The sequence below is a fragment of the Rhodobacter flavimaris genome (genome assembly GCF_021378075.1).
GTDB classification, from domain to species: domain Bacteria; phylum Pseudomonadota; class Alphaproteobacteria; order Rhodobacterales; family Rhodobacteraceae; genus Rhodobacter; species Rhodobacter flavimaris.
Genome location: NZ_JAJUOS010000014.1, coordinates 76,157 through 88,969, shown reverse-complemented (window position 1 = coordinate 88,969; position 12,813 = coordinate 76,157). Strand labels below are relative to the sequence as shown.

The 12,813-nt window shown below is 56.7% G+C and carries 8 protein-coding genes and 2 pseudogenes; 4 read left to right on the top strand and 6 right to left on the bottom strand.

Features of this window, described 5'->3' with window-relative positions:
- Nucleotides 1-126 precede the first annotated feature (126 nt).
- Together LZA78_RS15780 and LZA78_RS15775 are read right to left on the bottom strand one after the other, a co-directional pair.
- Nucleotides 127-309 (bottom strand): annotated as a pseudogene (locus LZA78_RS15780) (transposase); the annotation flags it as partial.
- A gap of 620 nt (nt 310-929) precedes the next feature.
- Complete coding sequence (locus LZA78_RS15775; RefSeq protein WP_233677878.1) at nt 930-1,565, bottom strand: sulfotransferase family protein; 636 nt, start codon at nt 1,563-1,565, stop codon at nt 930-932.
- A 273-nt stretch (nt 1,566-1,838) separates the two neighbouring features.
- Between LZA78_RS15775 and LZA78_RS15770 the strand changes: the two genes are divergently transcribed.
- Nucleotides 1,839-2,276: a nuclear transport factor 2 family protein gene (locus LZA78_RS15770; RefSeq protein ID WP_233677877.1), complete on the top strand. Its 438-nt coding sequence runs from the start codon at nt 1,839-1,841 to the stop codon at nt 2,274-2,276.
- A gap of 311 nt (nt 2,277-2,587) precedes the next feature.
- Nucleotides 2,588-3,310 (top strand): Crp/Fnr family transcriptional regulator, encoded by a 723-nt coding sequence (locus LZA78_RS15765; protein ID WP_233677876.1) that lies wholly within the window; start codon nt 2,588-2,590, stop codon nt 3,308-3,310.
- Between the two features lie 101 nt (nt 3,311-3,411).
- On the opposite strand, the gene LZA78_RS15760 is transcribed toward LZA78_RS15765, so the two are convergent.
- The 4 genes from LZA78_RS15760 to LZA78_RS15745 are packed head-to-tail and all read right to left on the bottom strand — an operon-like array spanning nt 3,412 to nt 9,647.
- On the bottom strand, nt 3,412-4,272 hold the full coding sequence (locus LZA78_RS15760; protein ID WP_233677875.1) for an adenylate/guanylate cyclase domain-containing protein: 861 nt from the start codon (nt 4,270-4,272) through the stop codon (nt 3,412-3,414).
- Complete coding sequence (locus LZA78_RS15755) at nt 4,269-5,162, bottom strand: hypothetical protein (protein ID WP_233677874.1); 894 nt, start codon at nt 5,160-5,162, stop codon at nt 4,269-4,271. Before LZA78_RS15755 ends, LZA78_RS15760 begins: the two co-directional genes overlap by 4 nt.
- 33 nt (nt 5,163-5,195) lie before the next feature.
- A complete protein-coding gene (locus LZA78_RS15750; protein ID WP_233677873.1) occupies nt 5,196-7,535 on the bottom strand; it encodes a pyridoxal phosphate-dependent decarboxylase family protein in 2,340 nt (779 codons plus the stop codon).
- Between the two features lie 48 nt (nt 7,536-7,583).
- Complete coding sequence (locus LZA78_RS15745) at nt 7,584-9,647, bottom strand: S9 family peptidase (protein ID WP_233677872.1); 2,064 nt, start codon at nt 9,645-9,647, stop codon at nt 7,584-7,586.
- A 309-nt stretch (nt 9,648-9,956) separates the two neighbouring features.
- On the opposite strand from LZA78_RS15745, the gene LZA78_RS15740 reads away from it, so the two are divergent.
- Together LZA78_RS15740 and LZA78_RS15735 are read left to right on the top strand one after the other, a co-directional pair.
- On the top strand, nt 9,957-12,125 hold the full coding sequence (locus LZA78_RS15740) for a SulP family inorganic anion transporter (protein WP_233677871.1): 2,169 nt from the start codon (nt 9,957-9,959) through the stop codon (nt 12,123-12,125).
- A gap of 77 nt (nt 12,126-12,202) precedes the next feature.
- A pseudogene (locus LZA78_RS15735) lies at nt 12,203-12,310 on the top strand (IS6 family transposase); the annotation flags it as partial.
- Between the last annotated feature and the right edge of the window lie 503 nt (nt 12,311-12,813).

The following is a 12,813-nucleotide window of genomic DNA, read 5'->3' as shown; positions in this document are numbered from 1 at the left end:
GGCTTGGTCGGCGATTTTGAATTGGAGGATTTGGGCTTCATCTTCGTTCCTTCGTCACTACGACGAAGCCCAAATCCTCCTTAAATCACAACCTCAAATCTGTGCCATAGGCGCTGACGGGGGACACTTCAGTCGCTTCCACTGATCGCGGCTCATGCCACCGTATTCCTTGCGCCACCGATAGTAGGTCTGCCGCGACACGCTGATCTGACGAGCGGCATCAGAGATCGACTTGCCTTGACTTTGCTGAACTTAAACCTGCCGCAGCTTCAGCACGATCTCTTCGGGTTTGTCTCGCTTTCGAGCCATTCACTGGTCCTCCTAGCATCGGGATATATCTATCCCAGTTGGTGGACCACTTCAGTGGGGAGGCAATCAACGCGCACAAGCCTCGACGTCCGTGCACTCCCCGAGATTTAGTCCGGCCAAGTTTTGAGAAATCCCCCAGGTTCAATCTGGTGTCACACAGGAAAACCGAATGCCGAGTTGGAATCCGTCAGACACCGTCCAGTGGAAAGACTGCCAGTATAGGGTGCGCCAAATCCCGCGAGATGACAGATCCCGAACCAAGTGTTACGCTCGAAGGACTTCTTCCTGAAAGATTTCCTTTGGTTCTGCCCCTGCCCGTCTCCGGGTAGGGGGTTCTTTTTGCGCCGGTATCCGAAAACTCTGCCGCGCATGCTGGAGAGGTCATGTGCCAACCCCTGGGCCGGAACGCAGCTAGTGCAACTGACCTCTCGTCAAGGCTAACCGTGCCGCTGCTCTCGCCGAGTGGCGCGGTCTCTGCGCAGCATAAGGGGCAGTCATTCTGCCCTTGCGTAGGCGGGTTTGAATCCGTCTTACAACACCCGGAGCTGTCCACACATGCCGGTGCCCGGTGAGGCAAGGGTAGACCGTCTCATCGTCCTGTGAACCTCGGGAAGCTGTGATCAGGCTGGTTCACCGCCGAGCACCTCCCAAAAATCAGCCCTCAAATTATGGTGCGGGAACGGTTCATCAGGCACATCGACGCCGAGGAACGCGCAAAGTGGACCCCATCCCTCCGCCACATCGAAGACAAGCAATCGATCGGCCGGCAACGCTTCGCGTACATCTTGGGTCCTTCTGCGATAGGCTGCCAGCCCATTCTCCTTGTCGCCAAGGACGCCACCAAAGGTGCTCTTGCCGGCCAGCTCGTTCCATGCCGCGAGGATGTCGTGAATGTGAGGTGGGAGCGGAAGGTCCCTGTATCGGGACATCAGTTTGCCGATCGTTTTGTCAAAGCTGGCCCACCACTTGTCGTCGGGCCGGACCGTATGGACGACCTTTGCGTTCGGAAAAGCGTGAGCCAACTCGCGCCAGACATGTGCACCTGGCCAGTCCACTTGGGACTTGTACCCTGCGAAGACCGCTGCCCAGTCAACAGCTTCTCCGGCAGCCAGCCGCTGCCAATGCGTCACCTGTTCAGGGTTTTCGACGATTTCGTGCATATGGTGGCAAGGGCCGTAGCCCAGCCGTTCCAAAGCGGCTTTAAGCGATTTCGTTCCCGTTCTACCAAAGCCGGAGCCAATTACTTCAAGCGCCATGACATCCCCCCTGAAACGATAGGACAAGCATCCGCCTGAATTGAGGACGTGTCTACGATATTCATCACGCCATTTTCGCGGACCTGATGTGGCGCGGGCTATGCATTCAAAGGCGCGCTCGGGCTTGCCGCTCAAAAAAGTAACAGTCCCACCGCCGCCAATGCATCCTTTGGTCTGGTTGAACAGAGCTTGGAATGAGGCTGTGCAGTGCGTGCTGAGCTCAGGTGTGTCATAACTTCGTTTCAAATGACGTTTCGTTGAGGGAGAAGGCACATGTCAGACGACGAAGCCATCATACAGCTTGTCAGGAATCACTTTGAGGCCCTGTATTGGAGCGAGGGGGAAGAGCCCGCTTGGGAAAGGTTTCGTGCCGATTTTCTACCTGACGCCGTGCTTTGTAGCGCAGCGCGGCCTGCGCAGCTCCGTTCGGTGCATGGATTTATCGAGCGCATGGAAACTGTCGCGAGAAAGAATTTGCTGAGCTTCGAGGAGCACACTCGGGGGATGAAGATTCTGCGCTTCGGAAGTGTCGCGGTTGTCCTCGCCTCGTCTGAACTTCTGGAAAATGGAACCGAAACCAGTCACGATATCAGCGGTTATCTTTTGGTGAAATCGGCGGGGCGTTGGTTGATCATGGCGCACGCATGGGATCAAGCTGATGAAGGCAACTCCATACTTGAAGAACTTTATCGCGAGCGTGCAGGCGCATAGCTATTAATTGGGTGTTTTTAGCTAAAGCTTGCTTGAGTTACTGCAGATCGCAACCGAATGGCTATGGTCCTACAACAACGAACGCCGCAACATGGGACTCGGCGGGATAACCCTCGCCATGAAGCGGAGAATGGCCGCGTAAGTTCTACGAGAGAGCGCCGTTAAAACGGGGAGGAATACAAAAACGTCTAGGAAACTTCGGGCCATCCAGAGTTGCCTCTTTCAAATTTTCTCCTCGTCAGGAAATATTTCCTAATTGATCAAGCGCGCGACGTACTTTGCAAACGCGAAGAATTAGAGAGGTTTAGAACGTGAAGGACGCTCTTGAGTGGATTTCGGAACTCGATTACCTTGATGCACTCGGAATTGTTGGCGTTTTTGGCTATGTAACAGCATATTTGCTGCTGCAACTAGGCCTCCTCAAGGGTGATGGCTACACTTTTCCGGTCGCAAATCTCGTATCTTCGCTTTGCATTCTTTCTAGCCTTTCACGTGACTTCAACGCGTTTTCCGCCTCCATCGAAGTCTCTTGGTGCGTGATCAGCATCATTGGGATCTGTCGCATCTTCGTAGTCCGAAATCTGCTGCGTCTGACGGAAGACGAGGCGCGTGTTGTGTCGATACTGGCGCCGGGGCTCAAGATCGATCGTGCCCGCAGGCTACTGCGGACCGGCAGGTTCCGCGAAGCGCAGCCTGGGCATAATGTGGCAATCGACGGCACGCCTATTGCGGACCTGGTGCTCATTCTGGGCGGACGTCTGCAGGTCAAGAAATCTGGCGTGCAGGTCGCGACGCTTGGAGCGGGAGCCTTGGTCGGCGAGTTGTCGTTCATCTCCGGTGGGCCGGCGACGGCGGACGTGACTGTCGACATCCCATCCCGCCTGTTCGAGCTCCCAATCGCGGAATTTCGCGCGCTCCTGGAGCGCAATGACGATATCGCCCAAGCGATCCGTCAATCCATCGGGAACGACAGTGCCCGCAAGCTGGTAGAGACGACCTCCAAATTGTCCCAACTCGTACCTCCAGGTGTTTGAGCGGAACCTATGGGAAGGACTTCGCATGAGGCAGGAAACGCGGGGAGGGACTATTGGCAGTCCTCGGCCTCCCCAACTCATGCGACGATTGCTCGAAATCCTTAGCGCTGCCGGTTTCGCGTATTGATGAGAGCAGGCTTAATGGCTAGGCCAGCCAAACGAGCAGCGCGGACGTGCCGGTCGATCCCTTTCAAGGTGAAGTCCTCGATCTGGATTCCTTGGCCTTCTAGCTCGGCCGCGGCGATGATCGCTTCGCTTAGGAAAACCTCACCGGGTCCGGCAACCGCAGACAGGCGCGCGGCGATATTGACGCCCTCGCCAAAGGCACTGATTTCTTGCAGTGCCCCGTTCGCTGAGGCGACCGTGCAGAGAAAGACGTTATCTGTGTGCACGCCGATCCCTGCGGGAATCTCTGTTCCCTTGTCACGTTCCAGCGCGAGGGAGTCTGCGATCTCACGCGCCGCCGCCACCGCTTTTTTCGCATGGTCTGGTCCGGCGAAGCCGGGCGGCCAGACGCCGATGACGGAGTCCCCCTGAAACTGGAGGACGAATCCATCGTGCTTCCACAGTTTTTCCAGAACGATCGCTCGCATCCTCATGATCAGCTGCGTGAACTCACGCGGGCTCATCTTTGAGGAGAGTTCGACAGACCCGCGAAGGTCGCAAAACAACATGCTAAGCTCAACATCGGCGCCGCCTGGAAAGGCCGCAAGAAATCCGTCGCATGCATTGCAGTAATTGGGATTGCGCGCCGAGGGGCGAAGTTTGACGAGCCGCATGAGCCAACCGCCCAGCCCACCCATAGGTGCGTAGCACAGTTGGCAACGCGGTTTGCCTGGGATCATCTGGTAGCGTCTCTGTTTCTGAGCGAGCACCGGGTGCCCAACCTGAAACACCTGATGCCAGAGTTCTTCGTTGCCGTCCTGGCGGTTGAAGGTGGTTTCCGTGCTGTTCTGTGTCATTTCATCAGGGCTTTCGGTGTCTGGCTCATGATAAGGGATGGGGAAGACGGTGAAAGATCTAACCCGTCACTGTTGCAAACCGCTGTTGCTGCAAGAACAGTGTTCTTGACGGTAACGGGCAGGGACTCGCCCATCCCGCGGTAGAGAACGCTTAGCTTCTGCCCATTCTCGAACGGGACACCATTCGGGACCATGTGTTTCCCCGTGGCAGGATCGTTCAGGCGCAGGCTTGGCACGGTCACGACGACGCCCGCTTCGAGCAACGGCTTGTCGAGCCAGTCAGGGGCCTGCTGAAGGCTCATGACGTTGTCATAGTCTGGTCCGAAGAGTGGAGCCTCGAAAGGGCCCGTCGCCAGTCGTGCGGTCTGCAGGTTGGTCATATGTGCCTCGCGCCCTTCACCAAAGAGGAGGTAGGTCGCAAATTCCGGCTGAATCATGTGGTGAGCGAAGGGGCGAAAGGTCACGATCCTTTCCACCGTAACTTCGATATCCGCGACGAGCGGAATCGTGCGAGCCTTGTCCCATGGGAAGAAGTGGGGCGCTTCCATGTCGACATCGCTCAGATCGGGCAGACCCTGAAATATGTTCCCCTTAAATGTGACTCGTCTCCGCGCCGGAAGCTCGGGCACCATGAAATGATCCGTGTCATCATTACATAGTACGAACGAGTCCAACGGGAATCGCGCTCGGGCGGTCGCTAGCTTGGCGAGTGCTGGTGCGGGCAGCGTGACTTTCATAACCAACTGATATTTGTGTTCTTCGTGGTGGTATTGTGTCATGTGGACGCCGAATTGGGCCCCGTCTCCGACCAATAGGAACGCGTGTTGGTGGGGGTGATTGGAAATGAATGGCGTGGTAGGGCCGCAGTGATCCATCATTTTATGGTCCATCGTGGTAGCTCCTCCTCTATGGCATGGGCGCGCTTAGGGTGCTGTCAATCCGTATTTTCGACGAATGTCGGCTGCGACGGATAAAGCCGTATGTCTGAGCTCTTTGATCAAGCGTGGTGTCATATCCCCCTCGGCCGTCGAAGTCATGAAGGGGTTTTGCTGCGTCGAAATCAGGAACTTTATCGCCGCCCCGGGCTTGGGAGTGACCCCTATCCGCGTTGCATAATGATCGACGAAGGCTTGACCATATATGGCTGGATCAAACTCGGAGGCAGTGACAAAGAGAGGCGCCTGTGGCACGTGATCGCCTCCAAATTTCTGAACGCTGAGTTTCTGGAAAAGTGCGTCATTGAACGCATTTAACAATATCGGGTCGCGATTGAGCCCTTGAGCGGTCTTGAAGTTCAGCGTGTAGGCGATGATCGTTTGGTCAGAGCCAAGTTGTCGGAACAGCGCTCGAAGTTCGGGATCGGCGATCAGCTTTTCTACCAAGGCGTCATCGGCTACCGGCACGATCTGTTGCGCGATAATTGCGCGCTCGGCCGCGATCTCTGCTTCAGTTCCCCCCGATTTCTCTGAGGGAAGACGCTGGAACGAGGTCACGGTAATCTCGTCATCGGGTGTAAAGCCCGCGAGCAGGGCCGCGTAGAAGCGTTTCGAATTGAACATGCACTTGGCAAGCAATCGCCCGTAGCCGGTACAATCTGTCGGGATTACGGCATGGGACAGATACACCGCCGCGGCCGCCGCACCGGGCTTGGAGCCTTCGATGCCATAGACGCCGACGCTTGGGACCGTGCCGCCGTGGAACACCACCGGTGCGGCAAACGCGATGACATCGCGCATCGCGCCGTTTCTGTAGCTGAGCGTTCCTGCCGCGTAGGGCACAAAGCCCGCCTTGTGCGGATCGACCGTCACCGTATCGCAGAGTGGAAGCGCGTTATATTGGCGGGTCACATAGTCATTCAGTTGCATCCCCGGACCAAGGCCGACGTCATGGGCGAAGTTGGGATCGCTCGCCTCGGGATCGTCATTCTCGCCATCCGGTGTTTCAAAGATGCCGACATATTTCGCGTATAGGCGTGCTTCTTCGTCGCTGCCGCGCAGATCGTTGTCTTCGATGTGCTCGGCAAGCTTCGACGGGCGAAGCATCGATGCGAAGTAGCCTCCCCAAGCCGCATCGGCATGCAATGTGAATTCAAGCCCTATCTGTCGGTATTCATCGCGGATATCGGCGATCTCGGCCAGCGGATCAACGGCGCTTTCTTCAGTTGTCCCGATGACCGCGATGACCTCGAGCACCGGGCGTTTCTCATCGAGGCAGCGATCCAGATGCCGTCTGAGGTCGATCGTATCCATGCGTCCGTCGAGATCGACCGCGACGGGAATGACGCTTGAGCGCCCGAGGCCGACTAGAGCAGCACCCTTGGGCCAGGAATAATGCGCCGTCGCGGGGGCTAGAATGACGGGCGAGGGGCAGTCCGGCAGATACTGGCGATAGAAGTCGATCAGGCCGAGGTCCTGGACTGTTCTGCCCGCGATAGCCTTCGCGATCGCGTCTGGATCTATGCCCGCTGCACTTGTCATCCGAGCAGACAGCCCAATCGCCTCATCGACCGGGATGTTCAAAAGCTCCCATGTGCTCAGATCCAGCAGCCTGCGGCGTTTGCCGTCAAGCGTCTGAACCGTCAGCGACCGCGCCGAAGCCAGACGCGCGTCGTGACGGATCGCGGTCGCGAGGGTTAGCGGAAGATACTTAAGGTTTCGTGCCGCCCAGAGGGACTCGCCATTGGCGACGCTGCCATCGCAGGTGATATGCCCCCACGGGCGCGGAAGCTCGGACTGCTCTTCCGGATCGCGAAAGCCTAGCATTCGGCAGATGTCGTCCGTGACAGCCATTTCGAGAAGGGTTGTTACGGGTGAAGCCTCTGTCGCAACGTTGTTCTGGTTGTAGAGCAGTCCGGCGAAATGACCAACAACCGCTGGCAAGGTCGTGTCCCAATACATATGGGATTGGTTGCGATAGCTTGACAACGGGATCGAGCCGCGCATATGCGCCAACATCTCTCCCAGCCGTTCTTCGATCAAGGCAAGGCCGCGGGTGTAGTGGCTCTCCTGATCGTGGGAGAACGCCTCGGGGGGGGCCATCTGCGGATCGTCGGGCTGGAAATCCCGACGCGCCTCGATGTTTGACGTGATCGCCTGGCCGATCAGCGTTCGCAATGCGTTTTCGTTCTCGCCCTTCGGGCCCACGAACCAAGCCAAGGGTGATCCGACCGGGGTAAAACGGTCAAGGCTCAACTGGTCAGGGTTATACTTTCGAAACCTCTCTATCGAGTTGAACAGAGCTCTGCTGCGATGGCCGTCCGTCATGATGATCCCTCTATCAGTTCAATCCTGAAACGCCGGTTTGTCCACGCCTCATTCTTCTTGGATGGTGCCAAGGTTATGGATCTGCGGTGTTCTTAAGCTTCCGGCGGGCGTGAAACCCAAGATTGTTCCGTAAAATGATAACTCTTCTTCGAGTGATTGGATGATGCTTTCGGCTTTCCGGAAGCCATGACTTTCATCCGCATAAAATTCATACGCCAAAGGCAGCTTGCGCGCGTTCATCTCGTCGATCAGCATTTGGGCCTGCGCGGGCGGAACGACGGGGTCTTCGAGCCCCTGAAACAGAATGATCGGGCAGGCTATCTTCTGGGCATGATATAGGGGTGATCGCGCGCGAAAGAGCTTGGAGGCTGAAGGGTAGGGGCCGATCAGTAATTCGGCATAATGCGCTTCGAGTTTGTCGGTGATCTTCGCGATCATCTCGAGATCGGAGATGCCGTAATAGCTGGCGGCGACGCTCAACAGATCGGTGAAGGCCGCGAGGGCCAGTGTGGTATAACCGCCCGAGCTGCCACCGCGCGAGATGACACGGTTGGGGTCTATGGTCGCGCGTTTTGCGAGCGCCTTGACCAGCGCAACACAGTCTTCAACATCGACCTCTCCCCAGTGGCCATACATTGCGCGGCGATAGGAGCGGCCAAAGCCCGTGCTGCCACGATAGTTCATATCCGCGACGGCAAAGCCGCGACTGGTAAAGAACTGGATCGTCAAGTTCAGGGAGGCGGAGGCCGCTGCCGTAGGCCCGCCATGTACGAGCAAGATGAGCGGTGGGGTTTCATCCTCGGCGCCTTCAAAGCAAGGGTTGCATGGTGCATAGAAAAAGGCATTGGATTGCGCCGAGCCGTCTTCGCCTGTCGGGAACGAAATCGGCTCAGGCACCGAGATACAACGACGGATCTCTTCGTCCATCTTTTCGGTCGTCTCGCGCAGGCGCTCATATGCGCCGGTGTGCGGATCAAGCCGGATAAGGGCTGCGGGTTCGGTGAAGGAACCGCCGACGAAGATTGCATTGTCCTTCGAGACATGAAGATGGGCGATTTCGGTGAATGGAGTGTCAAGGTCACCGGCCTTGCCCGTCTCCGGGTCGATGACAGCCAGTGCCCAGACGCCGTTCGAAGTGAACGCGGCCAAGATGCGACCGTCGGACAGAAAGGAGAAACTCGACCCGCCAAGCTGCCAAGCGGGCGCGCCAAACTCTGCTGTTCGCAAGGTTACAGGTTCAAGTTGACCATTCCGCGCGGAGCAAAGGTTGAGCCATCTGTCACCATCGATCTCAACTCGGTCCGATAGCGCGTAAAGGCTGCCCTGGGGGGACCAAGCCGGTTGTCCGATCGCATCGTCGGAATAGCGCATGAGCCGCTTGAGGACGGGGTTCCGGGCACCATCCGTCCTCATGGCTGGTGCTCCAGCCAACAGGTTGATGTCCCGCAATACGCCGGAAGGATCGACCTTGGCGGTCCACAATCGTGTGCCTTCCCATGGCATTGACGGATAGGACCAAGAAAGCCAGGCTAGTTGTGTCCCGTCGGGGCTCAGGCGCGGGGCGGCATAGAAATCCTCGCCCTGTGCCAGAATGCGCGGTGGCTTTACGCCATCAAGATCAAGGGCAACCAGCGACTGCGTGGCTTGCCCGTTTGTCAGAAACGTCTGTTCCTCCATTACGCAGTACACGGCTCTGCGGTCGGGGTCGATTTCGAAATCTGCGTAGCTCGCGGCGGCGGGAGGTGTGATTGGCACGGGGGTCTTGCCGGGATCCAAGCGGTGGACACGCTGATCGGAGGTCTTCGGGAATGTTTCACGCGAAAACTGGGTAAAGATGACAGTGGCGCCCCGCACGGACATCGCCCCACCACCATAGGAATTCACGAGCGTGCGCGCGTTGAACCAACGTGGCAGGATCTCGGTCTGCTGACCTTCAGCAGACTGACGCATGATCGTACTTCGACCTCCCTGCTCGGGCCGTGTCTCTATCCAGTAGATATCTGCGTTGTCGACGCAGACTTGTTCGATCTTGCGGGCGTTTGGCGCAAGTGTATTGGGCGAAATTGGTGAAGCCCACGAGCCGAAGTGCCGTTTCTCAACGGGTTCTGGCATTTTTTCCCTTTAAGAACTGCGATAAATGAAATCGGTTTAGGAATGCTAAGGGCTGAGGGTGAATACGGCAAGATAACTATCTCGCAGCACTAGAACAGGTCGAACGACTTGGGTTCAAAGGATAGTCGGGGCCAATTGGGCTTCGATGGTGGCTGCTGAGTCACAGAACCATAGCTTTTGGTGTGGCGCACGTGCCGACTTTCGTCCTTGGCCGAAAGATCAAGGCGCCGAGCCTAAGTGCTTTCCACGCGAGCCCTAATCGTGCATGCCTAAGGATTGAGCAAAAAATAGATGAGTTGAAGCCGCAAGATGACGACAGTATCCGAAGATGTCACTGCGCGTGGTGCAGTACTCAGCGCCGCCGTTGCGATGAGCGTAATCGCAATCTTAGCAGTGTCTTTTGCGATCGCGTTTGCGTCGATTATCTATGTGGGCCCACTGGCGCCTTATGCCGAACGAGGGATCGGCCTTGCGTTGTTGGGTGGGATATTTTTGCCGATCCTTACTGCGCTGCTGAGTTCCTATCGAGGTGTCGTGGCTCATCTGCAGGAGGTGCCCGCGGTTCTGCTATCTTTAGCCGCGGCTTCGATCATGGCCAGGGTTCCTTCGCATGACGTAGGCTTTGCTTCAGTCGTCACCCTAATTGGTTTGACCTCAGTCATAACCGGCTTTGTGGTCTATCTTGCGGGCCATTTGCGGTTTGGGTTCGCTGCTCGCTTCATTCCATATTCTGTGATTGCTGGCTTTTTGGCGGCGACAGGGCTTCTACTTGTTTTGGGCGCCCTGTCCATGATCACCAAGCAGGAGATCAACGTTGCACACCTGTCACGCCTCTTCAGTCCGGGGATGGCCACAACTTGGCTGCCTTGGATTGCGTTCGCCCTCGTTGCTGTGATCTTTACGCGACTTCTTAAGCACCCTCTGGTCTTGCCTTGCATCATCGTCTTGGCAACGGGTGCCTTCTACCTGGTCCTAACGCTTCAAGGTGTCAGCATTGAAGAAGCCGGCCAAATGGGGCTGTTGATCGGTCCTTTCGAAGGGGGTGACTTACTTGGTGGGCTGTCCCCGACGTTGGTAGTGAACGCTGACTGGGCTGCAATCCTAGCCCAGATGCCAACAATTTTCGCCGTGGCGGCGATGGCGCTGCTGGGACTCCTGCTGAACATCAGCGGCATCGAGATTTCCATCGGACAGGATTTGGACCCGGAACGCGAACTCAAAGCCGTGGGGGTAAGCAACATGCTTGCCGGAGTGACCGGCGGATCAGTCAGCTACCACCTGCTTGGCGAAACGACCTTGGCCAACAAGATGGGCGTAACCGGGCTGGCCGCTCCGCTGGCTGTTTCTCTTAGCAGTGCGTCGGTCTTGTTCTTTGGCGCATCTGCTATCGGGAACCTTCCAGTCGGACTGATGGGCGGAATTGTTGCCTATCTCGGGTTTGATTTTCTCTATGAGTGGATATGGTTGAAGCGCAAACGGCTCCCACCCGCCGACAGGTTTATCATCTTCCTTATCGTCGCCCTCGCGGGAGCCGTCGGTTTTATGGCGGCCTTCAGCGTAGGGCTGATTTTGGCGACCGTGCTCTTTGTCGTGTCATATGCAGGGATCGATATTGTTCGCCTTCGCTCCACTGCGGCCCTGCGCAGATCCTCGGTTGAACGCAGCGCCCAGGATCTGGCTCGTCTCGAGGTCGAGGCAACGGACGTTATTATTTATGAACTCGCAGGTTTTCTGTTTTTCGGAACTGCAAACGGACTCTACGAACGTATTTACGGCGAATTTAAACGCGACACGGCGCCAACCCATGTGATTCTGGATTTCCGTGGCGTCAAAGGCCTTGATACCTCAGCCAGCTTCGCGCTGACTCGTATTGCAACCTTGCTCGAACGGTCGGCGATCAAACTGACACTGTCGGGGCTGAACCCGAAGGTGAAAACCAATCTTTTGCGCCTGGCCGAGTTTTCCCACAGCGTCATCATCAAGGACACGTTGGATAATGCCTTGATTGAGATCGAGGACGCTATTCTTTATGATGTCGTGACCGAAGAGAGCGTCGAAGAAGTTCTACGCACCCTTTCGGAGCGCTACCCGTCATTTGATTTTTCGACCTTCGCCACGGTGGTGTCGTTGGCGTCAGGCGAGGCACTTTTTCTTCAGGGCGCTGCGTCGAATGAAGTGTTTCGCCTGGTCTCCGGAACCTTGAGAGCAGAAGTGGCCACGAACGATGACGGACCGCTGCTCGTCGCGCGATTCCTTCCGGGCGCCATAATCGGTGAAATAGCCTATTACGCAGATATACCGCGAACCGCCTCCATTCTTGCGGACACCGCGGCCGTTGTGTTGCGATTTGATCTTGATAGACTTGAGGGAACGTCAGATGGCCTCAGGCTGGCCGGTGAGTTCCACCGAGAGGCTGCCCGCCATCTCGCGTTGCGCCTAAATCGAATGACTGTTCTACTACAGCAGGCCGGAATTTAATGATCTGCATCGCGCGGGAGGGTCATGTCAGAGCAACTTGGCTTGCGACCGGGCAGGGGGCTGGGCAGCGTTTTGGGATGACCAAACGCGACCCGTTCAAGTACTTCAAGACCAGCCGGGAGATCATCCGTTTGGCGGTGATGCTCTATGTTCGTTTTCCGCCGTCGCTCCGAAATGTCGAGGATCGGCATTGTCAGAGCAACTTGGCTTGAGGCAGGTAGGGCGGTCTCGTGACATTGAGGGGTGAGAAAGCGAAGGGTCTTGTCAGAGGGAATCCCGTTGAGCGGGGCAGGGCGGTTTCGTGGTGTCTGGGGATGACAAAAGACGCCCCATTCAAGTACTGTATCGACCCAGCGGATTCTGCTTCGGTTAAGCGGCTAATCCGAATGCCACTGCTGGCGTGCTAATGGCAAGAGCCTGATGAGGGCAGAAAGATCTGTATAAGCCTTATCAGGCTGGTGCTGATCTGGCCTAAAATGGTTTAGAGATTTCTGGCGACATGATTATAGTCGGCAATGTGGTCCGGGTAAGATTCTGCGGTTGCGTGCCCCCGCAACCAAAAAATCTAAGTTATAACAGATTCTTAGCCTCGCTCCCCGCGGGGCTTCTTGCGTTTGACCTCGCGCGCTGGAAGCACACTGGAAGCAAATGGAGCAGGAAAACGGGTGTGGCGAACGCGCAACAGGCA